We start from the raw sequence: 23,636 nt of genomic DNA, 5'->3' as shown, positions 1-23,636 counted from the left end.
AGATTTTATTACCGTCCACTTCGCGCTATAGATGAAAGAGGAACTGAGAATGCCTGCCCACTCCACACTGTCGCAGCCTGTAAAAGCCGGTTACCTCACGCTTGCATGCTTATCATTGCTGATCGGTGTGGTTGGCATAGTGACTCCACTACTGCCAACTACTCCGTTTCTATTATTGTCAGCATGGTCTGCTGCAAAGAGTTCACCGCGCTTACACCAATGGTTAACAACTCACCCAGGGTTAAGTAAGCCGTTGCGCGCATGGCAACAAGAGCGGGCAATTCCCTCCTCTGCTAAACGGTTGGCAATATTGATGCTTGCTTCCAGCTGGCTGCTATTAATACTTCTTGGGTTTCACTGGGCAACTCTCAGTGTCGTCTTCTGTTTATTTGCCCTGATTGGTGCCTTTATTTTCACTCGCCCCTCACCACAAGATGAAGATTGCATAGCTCCCGACAACATCATCATGTACAAAGGATGCAAGATTTACAGTGATATTCGCGCCTATGCCGATCCAGAGGTTTTTCATGAGTAATTTTTTTCAATCACAATCGATTCTTGCGCATCCTTTCCGCCCATTCTTTTTGCTCACGGGTGTTTATGGAGTTATTACTGTTATTGCCTGGATGAGCTTTTTGTTTGGCGGACTTTCACTGCCATTGGGATGGTCGCCGGTACACTGGCACAGCCATGAAATGTTATTTGGTTTGATTCCACTGGCTATCGCCGGTTTTTTGTTGACGGCAGTATGCAACTGGACCGGTGCAGCGCCGTTACACGGCAAAGCATTACTCGCGCTGATAATAATCTGGTTCGCAGGCCGCGTTGCCATGTGGACAGCAAGCTGGTGGCCAGTGGGTATAGCAGCAGCGGTTGATTTATTATTTATGCCAGTGATGGCTATCTATATGACCCGCGTATTATTGCGGCATGGCAATAAACGCAATTTACCCATTGCGGCAATTTTGCTGTTGCTGAGCCTCGCTAATGTAATGATGCATATCGGATTTATCACGAGTGACCCACAATGGTTACGGCGTGGTGAATTAGTGGCACTGGGTTTAATTACCCTGATGATGATAGTGATTGGTGGCCGAATTTTTCCGCTCTTTACGATCAACTGGCTGCGTAATCAAGGCATTCAAATTGAGTGCGTAAAATCATTCGCTGCTCTGGATCGCGCTGCACTCCTCGCCACACTGTTGTTAATTCCCGCCGACTTTTTCACTGGCACTTCTTGGCTAACCGGCGCAGTCGCCTTAATTGCAGGTGCACTCAATGCCTTACGTTTGATCGGCTGGTCAGGTTGGCGCACTGCACGGGAACCGCTGTTGTGGATTCTCCACCTCGGCTATGGCTGGATTGTTGTCGCGCTCTTGCTCAAGAGCGCCGCAGCCTTTAATCTCGCCGCCCCTACCGCTTGGCAACATGCACTGGGAGTAGGCGCCATGGGAACTCTGATTCTAGGAGTAATGACCCGTGTAGCCCTTGGGCACACCGGCCGCACACTCACCCTACCCCGGTTTGCAATAGCGATTTACGTGGCTATTACACTAGCGGCATTGGCTCGTGTATTAGCCGCATTACAACTACTGGATTACCGCGTAGGATTGCTAGTGGCCGCCACAGGCTGGTCGCTCGCCTTTGCCACATTTACCTTGATTTATTGGCCAATACTCACTCGCCCACGCGCAGATGGCCGCCCCGGATAAGAAGAGAAATCTATGCACATAACCCGTTATACCGATTATTCACTGCGTGTACTCATGTACGTAGCGCTCAAGGGTGAAGAAATTTCTACTATTGGCGAAATTGCAGAGAGCTATGACATTTCAAAAAACCATTTAATGAAAGTGGTTCAAGAACTCAACGCCAAAGGCTATTTAATTGCGGTGCGGGGGAAGAATGGCGGGCTGCGCTTAAATGGCCGCGCTGGCGATATTAATATCGGTAAGCTAGTGCGTGACACTGAGCAGGATCTAGCAATAGTAGAGTGCTTCACGGGCGCTCAGGGCTGTACCATCACACCCGCATGCCACCTTAAAAGTGTATTTGCGGCGGCATTGGAAGCTTTTTTTAACGTGCTCGATCAATACACTCTGGCCGATCTACTACCAAAACAAAAACAACCTGCATTAATTAAGTTATTGGGTATCAGTTAATTCATGCTTACGCCAAGTCGTTAAATATATCGGAAGTGATGATCCCGCTTTTTTGGCGAATTTTTATAAAATCAGGAATGAATTCAAAGCTCACCAAAACACCACCAGAGGATTGATTGGACAACATCAGCTCGCCCCCCAAATGTTTAGCGCGCTCTTTCATGATGGCCAACCCATAGTGATTAATTTTTTCCGGCGACCCCGGAAGGCCGCTACCATCATCCGCGATGGTTAAACTGATCGCTTGATCTGCACTTTGCCACAAGCGGATATCCAAATTTTTTCCTCCACTGTGATTGATAGAGTTTTGACTAGCTTCTCGAATAATTTGCAGTAAATGAATTTCCTCATTGGGCGTGAGGGGAATATTACTTAAGGCAAAATCAAGATGAATATTCATCGAATTCTGCGCACGTAACTGCTCTATACTGGATTCAAGCGCAACCTTTAAACCGCTGCCATCAATTTTTAAACGGAACGTTGTTAATAACTCACGTAATTGACGGTACGCGCTATTTAACCCTTCGCGCAGCTCACCCGCCACATCCTCCATAGTGATTTTATCTTCGCGATCAATGGCTTTATTGAGGCGTGTTACCTGAATTTTTAAGTAGGATAGCGCCTGTGCGAGAGAATCATGCAATTCGCGTGCAATAGCATTGCGCTCTTGTAACACAGCCAAACGGCGCGATTGGTCTTCATCGGTTTTTAAGCTCATACCAATCGCCAATTGGTCAGTAGCGGATTGGATTAGCTGCTCTTGCCAAGGCGACAATAACTTTTGTTCATCCACACGGCAAACGATCAACCCATAATGCCGGTCATTACGGGTTAATTGAAAACGATAAATAGCAGTTCCATCTGTTTTTTCTACGACTCCTCGACTAGATAAACATTTAGAACAGTTCTGCTTTTTGCACAGCTCGGCATTAATTTCACTCGCCGGTTTTATTTGCAGATAAGGGCTATTGCCCTCAGTGGTCATTAAACATAATTCGAGGTTCGACACGTTGATAGTTTTCCCTAAACGGGAAATTATTTCATCGTAATTAATGCCCTGTGGGTTGTGTTCAATAATGAACTTGGCGGTTTCATATAAAAACTGCAGCGCGTTATTGGACTGTTGCAACTCCCGGGTTTTTTCATCCACTTGCTGTTCCAGATGATCATAACTATTGGCGATTGAGCGGCTCATGAGATTAAACGTACTGGCAAGAACACCCAATTCATCTTGGCTAACTACAGGTATTTGATGGTTGAAATCACCTTGGGAAATTCGTTTGGCCATCGCCGTCAATTGATTGAGTGGCTGTTCTACTTTGACTCTCAGCGAATACATCACTAATGCTGATACCAACAACGTAGCGAATAGCGCGATGATCTGTACCAAACGAAAACTACGCACCTTCTGTTCTGCATCCTGTTGAATGGTTTGCACTAGTGCATCCAACAACTGAATGTGTTCGTCCAATAGAGTTTGCAATTGTTGATCGGTTAAAGAACTTTGTTTGTTTTTAACCTGGTTAAATGCCGGCAATAAATGTATGCGCCAGTTGTCAGCTGCGCGGGTGTATAACTCACTGATTGTTGGTTTCTCATGTAAAAAAGGAATGAATACCGGGTTACTCCAGGTTTCATCAATTTTCTGTTGTGCAGATATCCATTGCGCCGCATCAGGCGTTTCATCCAATGCCAGCAAGCCCAAACGATAACTTTGCATACGCAAGGAGCCAGCGACATTAATGGCCAGGGAATCGTTTTCAGCACGCTCTGACAACCAATAGGAAATCAACATCGTACTCATGCCTAAGATAACAATTCCGGCAAGTGCCACACTGACGCGAACAATAATGGAAGATTTAGGTACAAGTGAGTTCATAAGACAGCTTCATATAAAAAAGATAAATACCCATTTGGAGGTATTTTTTTACACCTCTCTAGCCATTCAGAGAAATTGCTAAAAAGGTTTTTTTAGCCGATAAGCTCTATTACCTAGCGCTAATCTAACAACAAGAGGCTTCATTATGAATACTACCAACACTAGCGGCTCTTGCGCCAAAGATATTATGAGCAACACCTTATTAACCGCTTATGAGGGCTGGACTATCAGCCGATTAGCAGACTTTTTTATTAACCGTAAAATTTCTGCCGCTCCCGTCATAGCCTCAGATCACGAATTAGTTGGCGTGGTCAGCGTAAGCGATGTTTTTAAATTCAATAGTCTCAACGAGCGCGACAAAGGTAATGCCTTGCGCAACCACTATCGGGATAGTTGCGGTCAGGAAATAAATGAGGAAGTGCTGCGATCATGGGTAAAGGATGCCGATAAAAATTGTACCGTTCATCAAATTATGAATCATGAGGTGATTGCTATTGACCAGGGCGAATCAATAAAGTCAGTGGCGAAGATACTTCTTGACCAGCACATACACCGCGTTTTTGTAACTGACAACAATAAAGTGGTCGGTGTTATTACCGCTATGGATGTGCTCGCCGCGCTCAATCAGAGTTAATTTTTTTTGTATTTTCTGTGCCGATTTATCCGGGCCGCTACCAGCATTATGGGGCGGCCTTTTTATTGGAGTACCCCTTCTGTACTGAGGCTTATTTTTTAGCCTCATATGAATTGCCCACAACAATTAAAAACTCAATAAATTCATTAGTTTAGCTAACAAATACAAATACTCCTTTAGTGGTAGATGAACGGTTTTCCTGCACTTTTCACTCACTGGCAGGTAGTGCATGAATGGCGCAATATTCATGGGTCAACCGTGAACCGAAAGCGCGCCATTAGCATAACGCCGTTGTGTTAGTAATGGATTAACGCGCACACTTTTAGGAGCTGTCAAAGAATGAGTCATCTACTCGACAAATTACGTTTTTTTAAAAAACGTCAAGAACCCTTCGCTGATGGGCATGGTGTTACCACCGATGAAGATCGCTCTTGGGAACAAGGTTATCGTCAGCGTTGGCAGCACGATAAAATTGTGCGCTCAACACACGGTGTAAATTGCACCGGTTCTTGTAGCTGGAAAATTTACGTGAAAGACGGCTTGATCACCTGGGAAACCCAGCAGACGGATTACCCACGCACCCGCCCCGACTTACCTAATCATGAACCACGCGGTTGCCCACGGGGTGCAAGTTACTCTTGGTATATTTACAGCGCCAATCGTTTGAAATACCCAAAAGTGCGCCAGGCATTAATCGAACTGTGGCGTGAAGCGCGTCAGGAATATTGCGACCCCGTACAAGCCTGGGCTTCCATTGTTGAAGATGAAGCAAGAGCAAAAAAATATAAATCACGGCGCGGATTGGGCGGATTTGTACGCGCGCACTGGGGCGAAGTGAATGAAATTATTGCGGCCTCTAATGTTTACACCGCCAAAACCTATGGCCCTGATCGCATCAACGGGTTCTCACCTATTCCCGCCATGTCGATGGTGTCCTACGCTGCAGGTTCACGTTATTTATCCTTGATTGGAGGCAACTGTTTAAGTTTTTACGATTGGTATTGCGATTTGCCCCCGTCATCACCACAAGTGTGGGGCGAGCAAACAGACGTACCCGAATCTGCCGATTGGTATAACTCCAATTACATTATTGTGTGGGGTTCTAATGTTCCTCAAACACGCACACCGGACGCCCACTTCTTATCCGAAGTTCGCTACAAAGGCACCAAAACCTGCGTCATTACCTCTGACTATTCCGAAGCATCCAAATTTGGTGACACCTGGTTATCGCCAAAACAAGGTACTGATGCGGCACTGGGGATGGCCTTTGGTCATGTCATTTTAAAAGAATTCCATATCGACAACCCCAGTAACTATTTCACCAATTACGTAAAACAATATACCGATATGCCCATGTTGGTCATGCTGGAGCCACATGGCCAGCATTTGACCCAAGGGCGTTTTTTGCGTGCAGCGGATTTGGTAGACAATCTCGGACAAGAAAATAACCCCGACTGGAAAACCATCGCCATTAATTCACACACGCAAGAATTAATCAGCCCTAATGGCTCCATCGGCTATCGCTGGGGGCAAAGTGGAAAATGGAATCTTGAACAGCGCGATGGAAAAACCGGGGCCGATGCAGATGTACTCTTATCGCTAAAAAATAATTGCGATGAAATTCTGGATGTCGCTTTTCCTTATTTTGGCGGCAACGAACATGAATACAATTACTTTCATCACACCGATCACAGTGATATTCAATTGCATAAAGTGCCTGCACGCAAAGTGATACTGGCCAATGGCGAAAGCGCGTGGGTTGCCAGCGTATTTGATTTAATGGTTGCTCACTATGGAGTAGATAACGGGCTAGGCGACTCAAATGTCGCCAAATCATTTGATGATGACGCGCCCTACACTCCCGCATGGCAAGAAAAAATTACCGGTGTACCGCGCGCCGATGTCATTCGTGTTGCACGCGAGTTTGCGCGCACCGCTGACAAAACCCACGGTCGCTCAATGGTGATTGTAGGAGCTGCACTCAACCACTGGTACAACATGGATATGAATTACCGCAGCCTGATTAACATGCTCATGATGTGCGGCTGCGTAGGTCAAAGTGGCGGCGGTTGGGCACACTACGTAGGGCAAGAAAAATTGCGCCCACAAAATGGTTGGCTGCCACTCGCTTTCGGTTTGGATTGGCAGCGCCCTTCCCGTCAAATGAACGGCACTTCATTTTTTTATAACCATGCCAGCCAGTGGCGCTACGAAAAACTTGACATGAGTGAAGTGGTTTCACCACTCGCTAACAAAGAAAAATGGAGCGGTAGCATAATTGATTTTAATACCCGCGCTGAGCGTATGGGTTGGCTACCCTCTGCCCCACAGCTCGGCACTAATCCCTTGCACATTGTTGCCGCCGCAAAAGCAGCCGGTAAAGCACCAAAGGAATATGTTGTCGAACAATTAAAAACGGGCGCAATTGAATTCGCTTGCCAAGACCCGGATGCACCGCAAAATTTTCCGCGCAACTTATTTATCTGGCGCTCGAATTTATTGGGCTCCAGTGGCAAAGGCCACGAATATATGCTGCATCATTTGCTGGGTACCAAACACGGTTTACTCGGTAAAGATTTGGGCGCTGATGGGAAAAAACCGGAAGATGTGAAATGGCATCAAGAAGGCGCAGTCGGCAAAGTGGATTTGTTAGTAACGCTCGATTTCAGAATGTCTACTACCTGCTTGTATTCCGATATCGTTTTGCCTACCGCCACCTGGTATGAAAAAGACGACATGAATACCTCGGATATGCATCCGTTTATTCATCCGCTCACCAAAGCCATTGACCCGGTATGGGAGTCGCGGAGTGACTGGGATATTTTTAAAGGAATCGCCGAAAAATTCTCGGAACTGTGCAATGGACATTTAGGTGTAGAGCAAGATTTTGTTACTCAACCGATGATGCACGATTCGCCGGATGAACTCGCACAACCTTACGGCGTTAAGGCTTGGTGGAAAGGTGAATGCGAAGCCATTCCGGGTCTGACCATGCCTAATATGGTGGTGGTAGAGCGCGATTACCCAAACACGTATAAACGTTTCACCTCACTTGGTCCACTGCTGGAATCACTCGGCAACGGTGGCAAAGGCATTAAATGGGACACCAAAGAGGAAGTAGAATTTCTCGGTAAATTAAATCGCACCCATACCGAAGCCGGTGCACACCAAGGTCGGCCGAAAATTGAGACGGCGATTGATGCCTGCGAAGTTATCTTATCGCTAGCGCCTGAAACAAACGGCCACGTAGCGGTAAAGGCTTGGGAAGCACTGTCAAAAATTACCGGGCGCGATCACACCCATTTAGCCAAATCCAAAGAAGATGAAAAAATTCGCTTCCACGATATTGTTGCCCAGCCGCGCAAAATTATTTCAGCACCCACCTGGTCGGGTCTTGAAGATGAACACGTCTCTTACAACGCGGGCTACACCAATGTTCACGAGTTAATTCCATGGCGCACCATCACTGGCCGCCAGCAGTTTTATCAGGACCATGAATGGATGCGCGATTTTGGCGAGCAGTTGTGCTGTTACAAACCGCCGGTCAATTTAAAAACGATTGACCCAGTGATGAACCGTACACCAAACGGCAACAAAGAAATTATTTTGAACTGGATTACTCCGCATCAAAAATGGGGCATTCACAGTACGTATAGCGACAATTTGTTAATGCTGACCCTATCGCGCGGCGGCCCGATTGTGTGGATGAGCGAAATCGATGCAAAAGCGGCAGGCATTGAGGACAACGATTGGATCGATATTTTTAACGTAAATGGTGCGATTTCTGCGCGCGCCGTAGTGTCGCAACGTGTGCCGCAGGGCATGGGCATGATGTACCACGCTCAGGAGCGCATTATAAATATGCCCGGCTCATCACTCACTAAAACCCGCGGCGGTATGCACAACTCGGTAACGCGCGCGATTATGAAACCAACTCACATGATTGGTGGCTACGCGCAACAGGCTTACGGTTTTAATTATTACGGAACCGTTGGCTGCAACCGCGATGAGTTTGTGGTGGTGAGAAAAATGAAAGAAGTGGATTGGTTAGATACACCTTAACCCCACCCTAACCCTCCCCTTTATAAAGGGGGAGGCCAGGCGGGGGTTCTTCCCCAAAAAATTTCTCGAATTTACAGAGGCAAAAAAAATGAAAGTTCGTGCCCAAATTGGCATGGTGTTGAACCTGGATAAATGTATCGGTTGCCACACCTGCTCTATTACTTGCAAAAATGTCTGGACTTCACGCGAAGGCGTGGAATACGCCTGGTTTAACAATGTAGAAACAAAACCCGGTATTGGCTTCCCCAAAGAGTGGGAAAATCAGGATAAATGGAAAGGCGGCTGGCAGCGCAGTGCGGATGGGAAATTAACCCCGCGCATCGGTGGCAAATTGCGCGTGCTTGCCAATATTTTCGCCAACCCGGATCTGCCGGAAATTGACGACTATTACGAACCCTTTGACTTTGATTACCAACACCTTCACACAGCAGGCAAAAGTGAGCACCAGCCTACCGCGCGCCCCCGGTCATTAATTACCGGTCAACGCATGGAAAAAATTAATTGGGGACCAAACTGGGAGGAAATTCTCGGCACCGAATTCGCCAAGCGCAGAAAAGACAAAAATTTTGATGACGTAGTGCAAACCGAAATTTACGGTCAATTCGAAAAAACGTTTTTGATGTATTTACCACGTTTATGCGAACACTGTTTAAACCCTGCCTGTGTTGCCTCTTGCCCTTCCGGTGCGATTTATAAACGCGATGAGGACGGCATTGTATTAATCGACCAAGACAAATGTCGCGGCTGGCGCATGTGTGTATCGGGCTGCCCCTACAAAAAAATCTATTACAACTGGAAAAGCGGAAAATCAGAAAAATGTACCTTCTGTTATCCACGAATTGAAGCAGGTCAACCGACTGTTTGCTCGGAAACTTGTGTGGGCCGCATTCGCTACTTAGGTGTGCTCTTATACGATGCTGATCGCATTGCTGAAGCAGCCAGTGTGGCGAGTGAAAAAGATTTATATCAAGCGCAGTTGGATATTTTTCTTGACCCCAATTCACCCGGCGTTATCGCCGCTGCTCAAGCAGAAGGTATTCCACAGGCGTGGATTGAGGCCGCACAGCGTTCGCCCGTTTACAAAATGGCGGTCGAATGGCAAGTCGCACTGCCGCTGCATCCTGAATATCGTACCCTGCCCATGGTTTGGTATATACCACCACTATCGCCCATTCAAAACGCCGCGCAAGCGGGTCATGTGGGCATGAATGGTGAAATTCCCGATTTAAAATCCTTGCGTATTCCACTGCGCTATCTCGCTAACTTATTAACAGCAGGCGATGAAAAACCCGTTGAGCATGCACTGGAACGCATGATTGCCATGCGCGCTTATATGCGTAGTAAACATGTGGACGGTGTGCAGGATTTGGAGGTGCTTAAACAAGTCGGATTAGATGTAGTAACGGTAGAGGAAATGTATCGCTATATGGCCATCGCCAATTACGAAGACCGTTTTGTAGTACCCACCAGTCACCGCGCTTATGCCGAAAATGCCTACGATTTAAAAAGCAGTTGCGGTTTTAGTTTTGGTAATGGCTGTGGCGATGGCGACAATGATGTGAGCCTATTTGGCACTAAAGCCAAAGGGGTTCGCCAAGTCATTCCCGTATCGATTCAGGAGTAAGACCCATGAAATTACTAACCGTTTTATCACTCCTGATGGACTATCCGGAAGACAACTCTGCCGAACTGGTAGCAGTACTGCGCATCGGCATGCAATTAATAGAAGCACCTTCGCAGTCTAAGCAACAAATACACACTTTTTTAGATGAATTTTTAAACCACTACGCACACACGCCGCTGCTGGATTTGCAATCTACTTATGACAGCTTGTTCGAACGCGGGCGCTCACTATCGCTGCATTTGTTTGAACATATCCATGGTGAATCACGCGATAGAGGCCAAGCTATGGTGAATCTACAACAGCAATACCGGGATGCCGGTTTGGACATAGGAGTAAAAGAATTGCCTGACTATTTGCCGCTGTACCTGGAGTTTCTATCCACTCAGGGCGAAGAAAATGCGCGTATTGGTTTGGAGGAAGTTGCGCCGATTTTGGCAGTGCTGGCTTGTCGGCTGGAAAAACGCAATAACCCCTATGCCGGGCTATTTCACTGTTTGATTTTGCTCTCGGGTGTTGAGGTGAATCTCGACGAATTACATGCCCAATTAGAGCAAGAAAAACGCGATGACACACCAGAGGCCTTGGATAAAGTCTGGGAGGATGAAGTGGTGAATTTCGGTGCAGAAAAAAATGCCGATAGTTGTAGCAGTTCAACCGCACGCCCAACGCCACAACAAAGCCGTGATCATGTCGAATTTCTGAACGTCGATGAGTTACTTAAATTACAAGCCAGTGCGCGGTAATAGGAGCCATTATGAATTATCTCAACACCTTATTATTTGGACTTTACCCCTATCTGGCATTGATTATTTGTTTCATCGCCAGTTGGATTCGCTACGACCGCGAACAATACACTTGGAAAGCCAGCTCCAGCCAGTTACTGGAAGGGAAACAACTTAAGATTGGCAGCCGCTTATTCCATGTGGGCATCATAGTCGTTTTATTGGGTCATTTTGTCGGCCTATTAACCCCCGTTGAACTCTGGCATCTACTCGGCATTCACGCTCATCACAAACAAATTATTGCAATGACGCTGGGTGGAATTTTTGGTGTTATTTGTTTTATTGGATTAACCATTTTATTGCGTCGCCGTTTATTTAACCCTCGTATTCGCGCCACCAGCAGCAACATGGATATTGCCGTACTGCTGCTACTCTACGCGCAGTTAATATTAGGCTTGGGATCTATTTTTATTTCTGCGCAGCATACCGATGGCGAAGAGATGTTGTTGCTAATGAGCTGGGCACAAAACATCGCCACTTTTGATCCTACGCAAGCGGCTACGGCTATAGCCTCAGTACACTGGATTTACAAACTCCATGTATTTTTGGGGATGAGTTTATTTGTGGTATTTCCCTTCAGCCGTTTGGTACATGTATTTAGTGTGCCAGTGAAATACGTAGGGCGCCGTTATCAAATTGTACGCAAAAAAGCCTGGCATTAATGGCAAACGTAAATAACGCACAGGAGAGAAAGCTATGATTCAAGTCAATCAAGCCACCATAAGCGAACAACATATTTTGGCTGAAATGCAATACCACCCAGCGGATTCACAGCGTGACGCGATGATTAAAGCCGCCGAGGCCTTAATCATTAGCGAGTTGTTACGCCAACGAGCGGCCCAGCTGGAGCTGCAAGTAGGAGACAACAATGCAGAGGCCTCAGATGAGGATTTTATTGAGGCCCTACTTGCGCAAGAAGTGCAATTACCTACTGCCGATGAGCAGGCGTGCCAGCAATACTTCCGGGCCAATGCTCAACGTTTTATGAGTTCACCACTGCTTGAATTGCAGCATATTTTGATCGCTGCAGCACCGGACGATGAAGCTGCGCGTATTACGGCAAAACAAGACGCTGAAGCTCTATTGATCAAATTACAACTGGGGCAGGATTTTTCCCAACTTGCACGAACATATTCCGCCTGCCCCTCTAAACAAGAAGGCGGAGATTTGGGTGTTATCAGCCGCGGCCAAACCGTGCCGGAGTTTGAACGGCAATTATTGCTCTTGCCGGTCGGCTTACATCACCAACCTCTTGAAAGTCGCTACGGCTTTCATATTGTTAAAGTCAATCGCATCACACCGGGGCAAGCACTGCAATTTGATGATGTAAAAATCAAGATCGCACAATTTTTACAGGAGCGAGTTCGCCACAAAGCCATAGCACAATACATTCAGCAATTGATTAACGACGCCAAAATAGAAGGTTATGATTTTTCGGTACCAACATCAACGCTTATGCAATAAACCGCTTTAGCTTGCGAGGGTTACACCATGAGCTTAGAAACAGCACACGACTTACTTAACCGAAGCCTGGGTCAGCTAGCACGAAAAATTCCGGGCGCCACAGCTATTTTTCATCGCCAAGGGTTAGATTTTTGTTGCGGTGGCAATAAAAGTCTACGCCGTGCGGCAGAAGAAAAAAATCTGGATAGTGACATTATTGCCAATGCATTATTTAGTATCGCCAGCAAAGGTGATGTTGCTGCAACAGAGGATATGCCCCTACCACTGCTGATTGATTTTATTTTGGAAAATTTCCATCAGGTACATCGGGCTGAATTGCCAGAATTAGTGCGCCTGGCAACTAAAGTGGAGCGAGTGCACATCGATAAACCCGGCTGCCCCCATGGTTTAAGTGATCACCTGCTGCATATGGCACAAGAGTTAGAGATGCATATGCAAAAAGAAGAACAAATTCTATTCCCCATGATCAAACGAGGCACCGGCTCAATGGTGCTTGGCCCCATTAGTGTGATGCGCCATGAACACGACGACCATGACATGGCACTGCGTGAATTAGAGAGGCTCACCAACAATATGCAACCGCCGCTGGGCGCCTGCAATACTTGGCGCGCACTCTACTTAGGCCTGCAAAAGTTGCGCAATGATTTGATGGAACATATCCACCTGGAAAATAATCTGCTATTTATTAAACAAGAGGAACAATTTAGCAAACCACAGCCCAATTCAACTTGTTGTGGTACCTGTAGTTGAAATGAAGAAGCCGAATACCGCCAGCGCAATGACGGCACTGGTGGGGCAGATACGCGCACAGATTCCATTTGATGAATTGGATGAAGCGCGCGTCTGTTCCGGCAAGTGCGTCGGCTGCGCAAAAAAATTGTTGGAATATTTGGAACAGGAAGTTATTCACTGGGAATATAGCCTTGCGCGCGGCGAAGCACCCAACTTGGGTGACATCAATAAACTGGCGCGCAGTGCTAAAAAAATTTACAAAGTGTTGCAGTTAAATAATCTGGTTTAACCGTTTTCGTGCAGTTACTAATTCAACCTTCGTCATTCGCCGTGAGCGATAAAATCCCACCCTGCTTATCAAATACCAAATACTGCTGAATCATACCGGTGTTGATGCCTGCAATCATCGCATCAAGGGGTTTGTTGGCATCGGTACTACTTGGTGCCTGCACGCCGTTACCTGCGAGACTGGCCGCAAATACTAGCGACCAGGCTTGGCCGGTGTTCGCCGCTTCAGCGACCAGATCATTGAAGCTGGTAATTTCATCCGGCGTTTTATCCACACACATTTTCGGCGTTAGAAAACCGCCTACATTAGCATCCCCACCCGCAGCATCATCAATATCCACAAACACCAACAATAACCGTTGCGCATCTGCTTGCGCGCGCGCTGCTGTTAAAAAATCATCAAAGTGTTCCATTGCTTAACCTCATTTTGTTGCCCAATAGCACAATTTACGCATTACACGTTCGCGATGAAATACCCACTAAGGCTTAGCCACCCTCTTGCCAACTCTCCTACCCCCTTGTGGGTAGCTCTGCGCAAAGTTTGATGTAGATCAAATATTGAGGCCGGTTCGCACACTAGCCTTACACCACATATAGACACATAAGAAAAGATAAATACTACATATGGTGTTTTATGAAATTTATGCGCTTTGTGAATGAACAAGTTGTATGGCAGGAAGTACCTGGTGAAACCTCACTCGCCTACACCATTACTGGCTGCCCGCTGCGCTGCAAAGGCTGCCATAGCAGCGAGTATCGCAACCCCAAACTGGGTGAACCGCTCTATGGTGATTATTTCCAGAGCCGTTTGGACGCCTATCGCGGACTGATCAGCTGTGTTGTCTTTTTTGGCGGCGAATGGCTACCGGTTTTATTACAGCCTCTGCTTGAACAAGCGCGGCGCGCCAACTTAAACACCTGTCTATACAGCGGTTTTGATCTGATACCCGACTGCTTGTTGCCGCATTTGACCTATGTGAAAACTGGGGCTTGGGTTGCAGCGCGCGGCGGTTTAGACAATCCCAACACCAATCAGCGATTTATTGATTTGCGCACCAACGAATTACTGAATTACAAGTTCCACACTAGCGCCAATTGTTAATCACACACTAGTCATTATCCATAACGAGGAGTTTTTATGCTGCGTCTGAACCCTGCCCAACTCGATGAAAAATTAGATTTTATTCAACATTATTTGGCGGCAGAAAATGCAGCCGACGGTTCTACTATGGACGCCAACGCCAATGTCACGCAAAAAAATATTGCGACATTGGAGGCGGAATTAATGAAGGATTTTTTTGTGCAAGTGAATCGTACACAGGTAAGCCGCAAAATTGCAGAATTATTTGGCGATACTATGGCAGCAGAATATATCCGCCAGATTGAACAGCATGAAATTTATGTGCACGATGAAACCAGCCTGAAGCCCTACTGTGCATCGCTCACCATGTATCCATTTTTGTTGGATGGATTAACCAAGCTGGGCGGCGAATCGCGCGCACCACAACATCTGGAATCCTTTTGCGGTACATTTGTAAATTTTGTTTTTGCTGTTAGTTCACAATTTGCCGGTGCTATAGCCACCGTCGAATTTCTTACCTATTTTGATTATTTCGCTCGTAGAGACTATGGTGATAACTACCTGAACACCCACACCAAACAAATCGCCAACCATTTACAACATGTGGTTTACGCGCTCAATCAACCAGCAGCAGCGCGCGGTTATCAAAGCGTGTTCTGGAACATTTCCATTTACGACCAACATTATTTTGATTCGATGTTCGGTGAATTTGTATTTCCGGATTTCACCAAGCCCGAGTGGAAGAATGTGGCGGAGTTGCAAGATTTTTTTCTGCATTGGTTTAATGCCGAACGCAGTAAAACCCTGCTGACCTTCCCGGTAGTTACAGTGGCCATGCTCACCGAAAATGGTCAATGTAAAGACCACCCATTTGCCGCTTCTATTGGCTCGCATCTGGCAGCGGGTAGCGCATTCTTTATTTATCTTTCTGACAATGCTGATTCTCTTGCCTCCTGCTGTCGCCTGCGCAACGAAATTAGCGACCACACCTTCTCTTACACACTCGGTGCTGGCGGAGTTGCTACGGGTTCGATCAATGTGATCACGATCAATATGAATCGCCTGGTACAGGATAAGCGCGACTTACTCGCTGAAGTGAAAAAAATTCACTGTTATCAAGTCGCTTATCGTCAATTAATGGAGGGATATTTAGCAGCCGGTATGCTCAATGTGTACTCCGCTGGCTTTATCAGCCTGGAAAAACAATTCCTTACTATTGGCATCAACGGTATGGCGGAAGCGGCTGAATCTCAAGGCATAAAAGCTAGCAACAACAAGGACTACATTACCTTCGTTCAAAATCATTTAAAGGTCATTTATAACGCAAATAAAGCAGCCAAGGCCGAATTTGGCTATTTATTTAATACTGAATTTGTTCCAGCTGAAAATCTCGGTATTAAAAATGCTAAATGGGATAAAGCTGATGGTTATGAAGTTAAGCGCGACTGCTACAATTCTTATTTTTATGTGGTGGAAGATGAAGACACCAATCCCCTCGACAAATTTATCTTGCATGGCCGAGAATTGATTGATTATCTCGACGGTGGCTCTGCACTCCATTTAAATCTGGATGAAGCATTAAGTGCAGACGCCTACCTTAACCTTATCAATATTGCGGCTAAAACTGGCTGTAACTATTTTTGCATCAACGTAAAAATTACTATCTGTAACCAATGCCAACAGATCGACAAACGCACCCTGCATAAATGCTCCGCGTGTGGCTCAGATGATGTGGACTACGGCACGCGCGTGATTGGGTATTTAAAACGCATTTCGTCCTTCAGTGCCGGGCGTCGCAAAGAGCACAAGCTGCGTCATTACCATATGAAAAAAGCACGCACCACTTCGGTTAATAGCCCTCAACATCAGGCTGAGCGACATGATTCGACCGCTGCCGCCTGAGATAATTTATTAGCCAATTAACACTCGATTAACGTTTCAAAACCCATGGATGCTAAACCCCCTCAGCCCTTTCTGCACCCGGCACCCCTTAGCCGGTGTGCAGTTTTTTGCGGGATTAATTTAGCGATAACGCGCAACATATCCAGCAATTTGTTGTACGGCCGCAGCGATACGCGATGGTAATTGTGTATTTAACTCAATACTGGCCAATAGGTTTTTAATCCCCAAACCCAATTCGGTATCACCATTCATTTCCAACCGCCGCTGAAAAAACAGCATGTCAGGATCAAGCCTCTGGGTTGCAATCAGTAACAGATCGTAACTGCTTGCGCTAAAACGCAGATCGGGTTCGGCCTGTGCTTCCGCCACAACCAGCTTATGATTGCAGTAGCGAACGCTAAATTGAACACCTATATCCTTAACACAAATATTCAGCAATTTATCGCAAAAAAAATCCAATTCACCCGCAGCAATAGCCTCGCGTAGCGCATAGTTAAGGCTGCGTGCCAGCGCCACTTGCTGCAACCGGTCAGGCACCACTCGCGCAGCCCAACCCATTGCGCCAGGCAGATGTGGAATCATCGCTTGTGCGAGAGCATCTACCCCTTTGCTTACCCTTTGTTGGTATAACATTTTTGCACCTCATGATCGACAATAGAGCATTACCAATCATGACAAGCTAACACCAAGCTGGCTATAAACCATTGGAGGTAGGCGATGGAATTGTTATGCCCTGCAGGCAATATTCCTGCACTTAAAGCTGCCATTGAAAATGGTGCCGATGCAGTGTACTTGGGGTTGCGCAACGAAACTAACGCGCGGCATTTTGCCGGTTTGAATCTGGACGCTTTAAAACTGAAAGAAGCAGCACACTATGCGCATCAACACCGGTGCAAGGTGCATCTGGCGATTAATACTTTTGCGCACCCGGATACCTGGCAGCATTGGACAAGCGCAGTAGATGAAGCAATTACCTGCGGAGTTGATGCGCTGATCATTGCTGACCTGAGTATTCTGCAGTATGCCGCCGAACGCTACCCGCAGGCAGAACTGCATTTATCGGTACAAGCATCGGCAACTAACGCGGCCGCCATCGATTTTTATGCACAGCAATTTAATGTGCAGCGCGTGGTATTGCCTCGGGTACTGTCTATCGCTCAAGTAAAGAATCTGGCGCGCTCCTGCACTACACCTTTGGAAGTATTCGCCTTTGGCAGCCTGTGCATTATGGCGGAGGGGCGTTGCTATTTGAGTTCTTATTTAACCGGGCAATCACCCAATACGTTTGGTGCCTGCTCACCTGCCGAATTTGTGCGCTGGGAAGACCACAATGGCGTGTTGGAATCCCGTTTAAATAATGTATTAATTGATCGCTTTGACACGAATGAAACAGCGGGCTACCCAACACTGTGCAAAGGCCGCTTTACACTCGCCGATGAATCCAGTTCGACGCCCTATCATGCATTGGAAGAGCCCACCAGTTTAAATACGATGGAATTATTGCCGGAACTGCTCGCACTGGGTATTCGTTCATTAAAAATTGAGGGGCGCCAACGCAGCGCGGCTTACGTCGCGCAAGTTACACGCGCGTGGCGCCAAGCCATTGATTGCTGCCGCGCCGACCCTGAAAAATTTTTAGTTAAAAATGAATGGCAAGCTGCACTCACGCAACTGGCTGAAGGCAGCCAAACCACACTGGGTGCTTACGAACGTCAGTGGCGATAAAACCAAAAGGTTTTTATTATGAAATTTTCACTCGGACCGATTTTATATTTTTGGGATAAAAACAGCGTGCTGGATTTCTACCGCACTGCCGCCGAATCTTGTGTGGATATTATTTATTTGGGTGAAACCGTATGCCCCAAGCGTCGCGAATTGCGCTTGGAAGATTACATCGACCTTGCACACCAATTGCGTGAAGCAGGCAAAGAAGTGGTGCTCTCCAGCATGACATTGCTGGAATCCCCGGCAGATTTACGCGAGTTAAATCGCTACTGCGACAACGGCGACTTTTTAATTGAAGCAAATGACATAGGCGCCGTGGGTTTACTGAACGAGCGCGGGCTGCCTTTTGTGGCGGGCAATACACTCAATTGTTATAACCAACACAGTTTGCGCTATTTAATGAAAATGGGGATGCAACGCTGGGTAGTTCCCGTTGAATTACCCCTGCGCTGGATAAACAGTATGTTAGAGAGCAGTGAAATAAACGATGTACGCGAATGCTTTACTACCGAACTGTTTGCCTTTGGCCACTTACCACTGGCTTGGTCGGCGCGCTGTTTCAGCGCGCGTGCCGAGGGTAAATCCAAAGATCAATGCGATTTGTGCTGCAAAAAATATCCAGCAGGCCGAGCAGTAACCAGCCAGGAAGGCGAGACATTATTTACATTAAATGGTATTCAAACCCAATCCGGTTATCGACACAACCTCATTAACGATTTACAAGGGCTACAGCATACTATTGATATTATTCGTTTAAGCCCGCAAGAAAATGATACATTTTTGTGGCTGGAACGCTTTCAACAGCAATTACACAATCCAACAACATTTCCTTTACAAAAGCCTGACTGCAATGGCTTTTGGCATGATCAAGCGGGCAAGGAATTAATCATCGCCAGTACCGGAAGCCACTAAATGGAAAAAACAATCGCCGTAGTATTGGCCGGTGGTCGCTCAAGCCGAATGGGCGGACACCCCAAATGCCTGTGCTCTTTGGGCGAGGAGCGCATCATCGACTCCTTATTAGCACGACTTACCCCACAAGTTGATGAAATTCTTTTGAATATCGCTCCCGGCTCGACACTGGTAGAGGAGACTTTTAGACACCCCACACATCGACCTGCACATATCAGTGTGGTTGAAGACCTATATTCCTCATTCTCAGGCCCGCTTGCAGGCATCGCTAGTAGCATGCAATACCTGCGCGCGCGCAATTCATCGGCGAACTGGTTGCTCAGTGTCGCTTCTGACACGCCATTTATACCCACTGATTTGTATAGCCGATTCTTGCAAGCGACAAGGCTGCACAATAATCATGTTTTCGTCGCACAACATAATCACCAACAGCAGTATGTTTTTGCACTCTGGAATATCGCACTGTTCCCACAGTTGGATGTAATTTTACGCTCAACTGAAAAATACCGAATGCAAGACATATTGCGTTTACTGCAAGCCATCACCGTTGATTTTTCTAACAGCAATGAAAACGCATTTTTTAACGTTAACACTCCTCAGGATTTAACTGCAGCGCATTCAATATTAGCGCAATAACACAACCGTCCAGACCTACCTCATTGTAGGTAGCTGCTACCCATTCAAACCGACCCGCACCGATAGCAAGCTTAAGACGCGCACAGTAAACTCCTATTGAATAACATGCATTTATTAATGCTAGCGTTATGAATTATTGGTATCACTAGGAGAGAATTATGGAAAAAAGTGAATACAAAGCCTGGTCAGTTGTTATCGCTAGTACGTTTTCATTTACCATTTGTTTTATGATTTGGATGATGTTTGCGGTTATCGGAATCCCTATCAAAGAAGCATTGGCGCTCAATGAAACTGAATTTGGTTTACTGATTGCGATGCCGGTACTGACTGGATCTTTAATCCGCTTACCCATGGGCATGTGGACCGACCGTTTTGGTGGAAGGATCGTATTTTTTATTTTGATGCTTTCAACGGTGATTCCGATTTGGCTAATTTCTTATGCAACTGTCTATTGGCAATTTTTAGTGTTGAGTTTATTTGTGGGCGTCGCGGGCGGCTCATTTACCGTGGGGATTGCCTATTGCGCTCGCTGGTTTAAAAAAGAGCGCCAAGGCTTGGCAATGGGAATATTCGGTGCAGGTAATACCGGCGCAGCCGTTACCAAACTCGTTGCGCCCATCATTGTAGTGGCATATGGCTGGACAATGGTTCCCAAAGTTTATGCCGTGCTTATGCTGATTACAGCGATTTTATTTTGGTTTTTTAGCTTTACTGATAAATCGCACAGCGCTGCTAGCAGCATCACTATTAAACAACAACTTGCAGTATTAAAAGATCCACGGGTATGGCGCTACAGCCAGTATTATTCCATTGTATTCGGCGGTTATGTGGCGCTCTCGCTATGGATGACAAAATACTACATCACCGAATACGGCTTTGATTTAAAAACAGCAGCACTTTTGGCGGTTGCATTTAGTTTACCCGGCGGCATGTTGCGCGCATTAGGCGGATACTTCTCCGACAAATTTGGCGCCCACACGGTAACCTGGTGGGTACTTTGGGTATCGCTCGTGTGTTTATTTTTTCTCTCCTACCCGCCCACAGAAATAGTGCTCACCACCATTAATGGCCCTCGGAGTTTTCACTTCGGCCTTGGAGCTACCAGTTTCACTATTATTATGTTTACCATGGGTATTGCTTTCGCGGTAGGCAAAGCATCGGTATTTAAATATATTTCTGATGATTACCCACAAAATATTGGTGTTGTTTCCGGAGTGGTAGGTTTGGCTGGTGGTTTGGGAGGATTTATTTTGCCTATTTTATTTGGCGCCTTAGTTGATTTAACAGGTGTCCGTTCTTCAGCATTTATGTTTATGTTCGGCATTATCTGGACATCACTGATGTGGATGTACTTCTCCGAAGTTCGCCCTGTACATGCCGAAAAAGAATTGCATCGCAACGCAAACCCTCAGGAACATTAATTCTATTCTAAAGGGCTTGATGCAGATCAAGCGCAAAAAGCCCAGCATTTTTATACTGATTACAATTTATTTTTCCGATTACATAAATGTATCAGGACATTGCCATGACCGACAAAAAATGCGATTTACCATTAGTCTATTCATGCTCAGGCTGCTCAAATGTAGCACAGCTCGCGAATGATATTGCCATAGTACTAGACCGGGAAGGACATGCTCAAATGTCCTGCATCGCTGGTGTGGGGGGCAATGTGAAAGGGTTAGTCAAACTTGCAAAATCGGGCCGCCCTATTCTCGCCATTGATGGCTGTAAAATCGTCTGTGTAAAAAAAGTGTTGGAAATGCATCAGATTAAAGCCAGCTGGCATTTTGAATTGAGTAGCTTGGGGTTAAAAAAAATAGAACATCAGGGTTGCTCTATTGGCGATATGCATAAGGCCTTGAGTGCTGCACATCAATTGCTATCCATAAAAAACATTGATTAGTTTATTCATTCTCTGCGACAGATCCCATTAACAGACTATTTGATTTAACACAAACTCACCGAAAATTAACAACCAGCTACATACCGCTGGATTCACAACTACCCCCAAAGTGGTAATCGTGCACCCATTCACGGCAATAACATCACCCAACCAAAACCGCTAGTATGAAACCACTATAGAAACAACGCCGAGCTTAATGGCCTAAGGTCATCCTGACTATGGAATTAAGCCAATGGGTCTGTTTAGAAATGAACAGGCCTCCCGGATTTGGAAAGGTGTTTTATGCTGGATGAATCGCTACTGACGGACAGGTTTGCGCGCACGTTTGGTTATTTGCGCCTGTCACTCACCGAAAAATGTAATTTCAGTTGCAGCTATTGCTTACCCGATGGCAGTGAATGCCATTCGATGGAGGGTGATTTAAGTCTTATTGAAATTCGTCGTTTAGTCACCGCCTTTACATTATTGGGCACTCAGAAAGTTCGCTTGACCGGCGGTGAACCGAGCTTGCGCCGCGATTTGTGTGACATCATAAAAACCTGTAAAAGTGTTGCAGGAATTAACTCGGTAGCACTTACCACTAACGGCTTTCGCCTGGAAAAAGACGTAGCCAGCTGGCGTGCTGCGGGTTTGGATGCGCTTAATGTCAGCATTGATAGCTTGCGCCCGGAGATGTTTCAACTAATCACCGGCAGTGGAAAGTTGCGCAGCATTTTAACGGGCCTTGATGAGGCTCAAGCACTGGGCTTTAAACAACTCAAAATTAACACCGTGTTGCTGCGCGAACAGAATGCCCGTGAGCTGGACGATTTTCTTGCATTTATTAAAACCCGCAGAATTACCCTTCGTTTTATTGAGTTAATGCGCACTGGCGACAACGCGGATTTTTTTGCCCGTCAACATCTAAGTGGCGAGCGTATTCAACAGCGGCTACTTAGCGAAGGCTGGACGCAAAAAATTCGCAGCGCTAATGCTGGACCCGCCAAAGAGTTTATCCACCCGGATTACATCGGCTCTATCGGTCTGATAATGCCCTACAGCAAAAACTTTTGTGCTGATTGCAATCGCCTGCGGGTATCCAGCAAAGCGGAATTGTATTTATGTCTATTTGCCGAGCAACATCAATCCATGCGCGCATTATTACAAAGCGATGACCCGCAACCGCTGATGAATTTTTTGCGCGCCGCACTACAACATAAAACTGCCAGTCACGATTTACAGAACCAGATCACCGGTTCAACCCGTCACTTAGCCATGATTGGCGGTTAATTTTTCTATTGAAAGCGAGTGTATTATTTATGGCCCACCACACCACAGAAAATATTTTACCGCTAGCGATTGCAGTACTGACCGTATCTGACACCCGCAGCACTGCCAATGACACTTCCGGTGCGGCGTTAATTGAGCGACTACAAGATGCGCAACACCAACTCGCCGCACGCGCTCTGGTCATCGACGATATTTATCAAATCCGAGCCCAGTGTTCGCAGTGGATTGCCGACGAAAAAATTCAGGTGATTTTAATCACCGGAGGGACAGGTTTTACCGGGCGCGATTCAACCCCTGAGGCCATGACCCCCTTATTTGATAAAACCGTAGAAGGCTTTGGCGAATTATTTCGCCAGATATCTTATCGCCATATTGGTACTTCCACTATTCAATCCCGCGCGGTTGCCGGGCTTGCCAATAACACGCTGATTTTTTGTTTACCTGGTTCCACTAACGCCTGCAAAACAGCGTGGGATGAGATCATTAAATACCAATTGGATTCCACACAGGGCCCATGCAACTTTGTACCGCATTTAAAAAAGACTCATCGTCTACCTTGCGGAACACGCGGATAAACGGAA

23 protein-coding genes and 1 riboswitch are annotated in these 23,636 nt (G+C 46.4%); of the genes, 20 read left to right on the top strand and 3 right to left on the bottom strand.

Annotated features, from left to right (window positions below; genetic code table 11):
* The first annotated feature begins 49 nt into the window (after positions 1-49).
* Genes B4E62_RS02485 through B4E62_RS02475 form a run of 3 tightly spaced genes read left to right on the top strand, consistent with a single transcriptional unit; the run spans position 50 to position 2,162 of the window.
* Positions 50-535, top strand: a complete 486-nt coding sequence (locus B4E62_RS02485; RefSeq protein WP_331350930.1) for a YbaN family protein — start codon at positions 50-52, stop codon at positions 533-535.
* Complete coding sequence (locus tag B4E62_RS02480) at positions 528-1,712, top strand: NnrS family protein (protein WP_331350929.1); 1,185 nt, start codon at positions 528-530, stop codon at positions 1,710-1,712. Before B4E62_RS02485 ends, B4E62_RS02480 begins: the two co-directional genes overlap by 8 nt.
* A gap of 12 nt (positions 1,713-1,724) precedes the next feature.
* Positions 1,725-2,162, top strand: coding sequence for an Rrf2 family transcriptional regulator (locus B4E62_RS02475; protein ID WP_331350928.1), 438 nt, complete (start codon positions 1,725-1,727; stop codon positions 2,160-2,162).
* A gap of 7 nt (positions 2,163-2,169) precedes the next feature.
* On the opposite strand, the gene B4E62_RS02470 is transcribed toward B4E62_RS02475, so the two are convergent.
* Complete coding sequence (locus B4E62_RS02470) at positions 2,170-4,041, bottom strand: histidine kinase (protein WP_331350927.1); 1,872 nt, start codon at positions 4,039-4,041, stop codon at positions 2,170-2,172.
* A gap of 145 nt (positions 4,042-4,186) precedes the next feature.
* On the opposite strand from B4E62_RS02470, the gene B4E62_RS02465 reads away from it, so the two are divergent.
* The 8 genes from B4E62_RS02465 (at position 4,187) to B4E62_RS02430 (ending at position 13,628) form a co-directional block, all read left to right on the top strand.
* Positions 4,187-4,675, top strand: a complete 489-nt coding sequence (locus B4E62_RS02465; protein WP_331350926.1) for an HPP family protein — start codon at positions 4,187-4,189, stop codon at positions 4,673-4,675.
* 339 nt (positions 4,676-5,014) lie between these two features.
* Positions 5,015-8,737 carry a nitrate reductase subunit alpha gene (locus tag B4E62_RS02460; RefSeq protein WP_331350925.1) on the top strand — a complete coding sequence of 1,241 codons (3,723 nt, stop codon included), beginning with the start codon at positions 5,015-5,017 and terminating at the stop codon, positions 8,735-8,737.
* Between the two features lie 88 nt (positions 8,738-8,825).
* A complete protein-coding gene (gene narH / locus B4E62_RS02455) occupies positions 8,826-10,361 on the top strand; it encodes a nitrate reductase subunit beta (RefSeq protein WP_331350924.1) in 1,536 nt (511 codons plus the stop codon).
* Between the two features lie 5 nt (positions 10,362-10,366).
* Positions 10,367-11,104 carry a nitrate reductase molybdenum cofactor assembly chaperone gene (gene narJ / locus B4E62_RS02450; protein WP_331350923.1) on the top strand — a complete coding sequence of 246 codons (738 nt, stop codon included), beginning with the start codon at positions 10,367-10,369 and terminating at the stop codon, positions 11,102-11,104.
* An 11-nt stretch (positions 11,105-11,115) separates the two neighbouring features.
* Entirely contained in the window at positions 11,116-11,805 is a 690-nt protein-coding gene (narI, locus tag B4E62_RS02445) for a respiratory nitrate reductase subunit gamma (RefSeq protein WP_331350922.1), read from the top strand.
* 34 nt (positions 11,806-11,839) lie between these two features.
* Positions 11,840-12,607 (top strand): peptidylprolyl isomerase, encoded by a 768-nt coding sequence (locus B4E62_RS02440; RefSeq protein ID WP_331350921.1) that lies wholly within the window; start codon positions 11,840-11,842, stop codon positions 12,605-12,607.
* Positions 12,608-12,634: 27 nt separating this feature from the next.
* Positions 12,635-13,357, top strand: coding sequence for an iron-sulfur cluster repair protein YtfE (ytfE, locus tag B4E62_RS02435; protein ID WP_331350920.1), 723 nt, complete (start codon positions 12,635-12,637; stop codon positions 13,355-13,357).
* 1 nt (position 13,358) lies between these two features.
* The gene (locus B4E62_RS02430; protein WP_331350919.1) at positions 13,359-13,628 is read left to right on the top strand and encodes a hypothetical protein; all 270 of its coding nucleotides are present in this window, start codon (positions 13,359-13,361) and stop codon (positions 13,626-13,628) included.
* A gap of 22 nt (positions 13,629-13,650) precedes the next feature.
* Here B4E62_RS02430 and B4E62_RS02425 read toward each other — a convergent pair whose 3' ends face one another.
* The gene (locus B4E62_RS02425) at positions 13,651-14,040 is read right to left on the bottom strand and encodes a ribonucleotide reductase subunit alpha (protein WP_331350918.1); all 390 of its coding nucleotides are present in this window, start codon (positions 14,038-14,040) and stop codon (positions 13,651-13,653) included.
* A 221-nt stretch (positions 14,041-14,261) separates the two neighbouring features.
* Between B4E62_RS02425 and nrdG the strand changes: the two genes are divergently transcribed.
* Positions 14,262-14,729 (top strand): anaerobic ribonucleoside-triphosphate reductase activating protein, encoded by a 468-nt coding sequence (nrdG, locus tag B4E62_RS02420; RefSeq protein WP_331350917.1) that lies wholly within the window; start codon positions 14,262-14,264, stop codon positions 14,727-14,729.
* 36 nt (positions 14,730-14,765) lie between these two features.
* Positions 14,766-16,610 (top strand): anaerobic ribonucleoside-triphosphate reductase, encoded by a 1,845-nt coding sequence (nrdD, locus tag B4E62_RS02415; RefSeq protein WP_331350916.1) that lies wholly within the window; start codon positions 14,766-14,768, stop codon positions 16,608-16,610.
* Positions 16,611-16,730: 120 nt separating this feature from the next.
* Here the strand turns inward: nrdD and ubiT are convergent, their stop codons facing one another.
* The gene (gene ubiT / locus B4E62_RS02410; protein ID WP_331350915.1) at positions 16,731-17,243 is read right to left on the bottom strand and encodes a ubiquinone anaerobic biosynthesis accessory factor UbiT; all 513 of its coding nucleotides are present in this window, start codon (positions 17,241-17,243) and stop codon (positions 16,731-16,733) included.
* Between the two features lie 84 nt (positions 17,244-17,327).
* Here ubiT and ubiU point away from each other — a divergent pair, with 84 nt between their 5' ends.
* The 7 genes from ubiU (at position 17,328) to moaB (ending at position 23,630) form a co-directional block, all read left to right on the top strand.
* On the top strand, positions 17,328-18,335 hold the full coding sequence (gene ubiU / locus B4E62_RS02405) for a ubiquinone anaerobic biosynthesis protein UbiU (RefSeq protein ID WP_331350914.1): 1,008 nt from the start codon (positions 17,328-17,330) through the stop codon (positions 18,333-18,335).
* A gap of 18 nt (positions 18,336-18,353) precedes the next feature.
* Positions 18,354-19,247: a U32 family peptidase gene (locus B4E62_RS02400; protein ID WP_331350913.1), complete on the top strand. Its 894-nt coding sequence runs from the start codon at positions 18,354-18,356 to the stop codon at positions 19,245-19,247.
* Positions 19,248-19,883, top strand: a complete 636-nt coding sequence (gene mobA, locus B4E62_RS02395) for a molybdenum cofactor guanylyltransferase MobA (protein ID WP_331350912.1) — start codon at positions 19,248-19,250, stop codon at positions 19,881-19,883.
* A gap of 158 nt (positions 19,884-20,041) precedes the next feature.
* Positions 20,042-21,304, top strand: a complete 1,263-nt coding sequence (locus tag B4E62_RS02390) for a nitrate/nitrite transporter (RefSeq protein WP_331350911.1) — start codon at positions 20,042-20,044, stop codon at positions 21,302-21,304.
* A gap of 104 nt (positions 21,305-21,408) precedes the next feature.
* On the top strand, positions 21,409-21,786 hold the full coding sequence (locus tag B4E62_RS02385) for a putative zinc-binding protein (RefSeq protein ID WP_331350910.1): 378 nt from the start codon (positions 21,409-21,411) through the stop codon (positions 21,784-21,786).
* 173 nt (positions 21,787-21,959) lie between these two features.
* A riboswitch (molybdenum cofactor riboswitch) is annotated at positions 21,960-22,080 on the top strand.
* Entirely contained in the window at positions 22,069-23,055 is a 987-nt protein-coding gene (moaA, locus tag B4E62_RS02380) for a GTP 3',8-cyclase MoaA (protein WP_331350909.1), read from the top strand. (Overlaps the previous riboswitch by 12 nt.)
* A 29-nt stretch (positions 23,056-23,084) precedes the next feature.
* Complete coding sequence (gene moaB, locus B4E62_RS02375; protein WP_331350908.1) at positions 23,085-23,630, top strand: molybdenum cofactor biosynthesis protein B; 546 nt, start codon at positions 23,085-23,087, stop codon at positions 23,628-23,630.
* Positions 23,631-23,636: the final 6 nt, after the last annotated feature.

The organism is Cellvibrio sp. UBA7671 (genome assembly GCA_002483145.1).
GTDB lineage: Bacteria > Pseudomonadota > Gammaproteobacteria > Pseudomonadales > Cellvibrionaceae > Cellvibrio > Cellvibrio fibrivorans.
This window is presented reverse-complemented; position numbering and strand designations above follow the sequence as displayed.

Excerpts from the sequence above, each read along its gene's own strand:
- B4E62_RS02485 (WP_331350930.1), top strand. The coding sequence starts at position 50 with ATGCCTGCCCACTCCACACTGTCGCAGCCTGTAAAAGCCGGTTACCTC.
- B4E62_RS02480 (WP_331350929.1), top strand. The coding sequence starts at position 528 with ATGAGTAATTTTTTTCAATCACAATCGATTCTTGCGCATCCTTTCCGC.
- B4E62_RS02475 (WP_331350928.1), top strand. The coding sequence starts at position 1,725 with ATGCACATAACCCGTTATACCGATTATTCACTGCGTGTACTCATGTAC.
- B4E62_RS02470 (WP_331350927.1), bottom strand. The coding sequence starts at position 4,041 with ATGAACTCACTTGTACCTAAATCTTCCATTATTGTTCGCGTCAGTGTG.
- B4E62_RS02465 (WP_331350926.1), top strand. The coding sequence starts at position 4,187 with ATGAATACTACCAACACTAGCGGCTCTTGCGCCAAAGATATTATGAGC.
- B4E62_RS02460 (WP_331350925.1), top strand. The coding sequence starts at position 5,015 with ATGAGTCATCTACTCGACAAATTACGTTTTTTTAAAAAACGTCAAGAA.
- narH (WP_331350924.1), top strand. The coding sequence starts at position 8,826 with ATGAAAGTTCGTGCCCAAATTGGCATGGTGTTGAACCTGGATAAATGT.
- narJ (WP_331350923.1), top strand. The coding sequence starts at position 10,367 with ATGAAATTACTAACCGTTTTATCACTCCTGATGGACTATCCGGAAGAC.
- narI (WP_331350922.1), top strand. The coding sequence starts at position 11,116 with ATGAATTATCTCAACACCTTATTATTTGGACTTTACCCCTATCTGGCA.
- B4E62_RS02440 (WP_331350921.1), top strand. The coding sequence starts at position 11,840 with ATGATTCAAGTCAATCAAGCCACCATAAGCGAACAACATATTTTGGCT.
- ytfE (WP_331350920.1), top strand. The coding sequence starts at position 12,635 with ATGAGCTTAGAAACAGCACACGACTTACTTAACCGAAGCCTGGGTCAG.
- B4E62_RS02430 (WP_331350919.1), top strand. The coding sequence starts at position 13,359 with ATGAAGAAGCCGAATACCGCCAGCGCAATGACGGCACTGGTGGGGCAG.
- B4E62_RS02425 (WP_331350918.1), bottom strand. The coding sequence starts at position 14,040 with ATGGAACACTTTGATGATTTTTTAACAGCAGCGCGCGCGCAAGCAGAT.
- nrdG (WP_331350917.1), top strand. The coding sequence starts at position 14,262 with ATGAAATTTATGCGCTTTGTGAATGAACAAGTTGTATGGCAGGAAGTA.
- nrdD (WP_331350916.1), top strand. The coding sequence starts at position 14,766 with ATGCTGCGTCTGAACCCTGCCCAACTCGATGAAAAATTAGATTTTATT.
- ubiT (WP_331350915.1), bottom strand. The coding sequence starts at position 17,243 with ATGTTATACCAACAAAGGGTAAGCAAAGGGGTAGATGCTCTCGCACAA.
- ubiU (WP_331350914.1), top strand. The coding sequence starts at position 17,328 with ATGGAATTGTTATGCCCTGCAGGCAATATTCCTGCACTTAAAGCTGCC.
- B4E62_RS02400 (WP_331350913.1), top strand. The coding sequence starts at position 18,354 with ATGAAATTTTCACTCGGACCGATTTTATATTTTTGGGATAAAAACAGC.
- mobA (WP_331350912.1), top strand. The coding sequence starts at position 19,248 with ATGGAAAAAACAATCGCCGTAGTATTGGCCGGTGGTCGCTCAAGCCGA.
- B4E62_RS02390 (WP_331350911.1), top strand. The coding sequence starts at position 20,042 with ATGGAAAAAAGTGAATACAAAGCCTGGTCAGTTGTTATCGCTAGTACG.
- B4E62_RS02385 (WP_331350910.1), top strand. The coding sequence starts at position 21,409 with ATGACCGACAAAAAATGCGATTTACCATTAGTCTATTCATGCTCAGGC.
- moaA (WP_331350909.1), top strand. The coding sequence starts at position 22,069 with ATGCTGGATGAATCGCTACTGACGGACAGGTTTGCGCGCACGTTTGGT.
- moaB (WP_331350908.1), top strand. The coding sequence starts at position 23,085 with ATGGCCCACCACACCACAGAAAATATTTTACCGCTAGCGATTGCAGTA.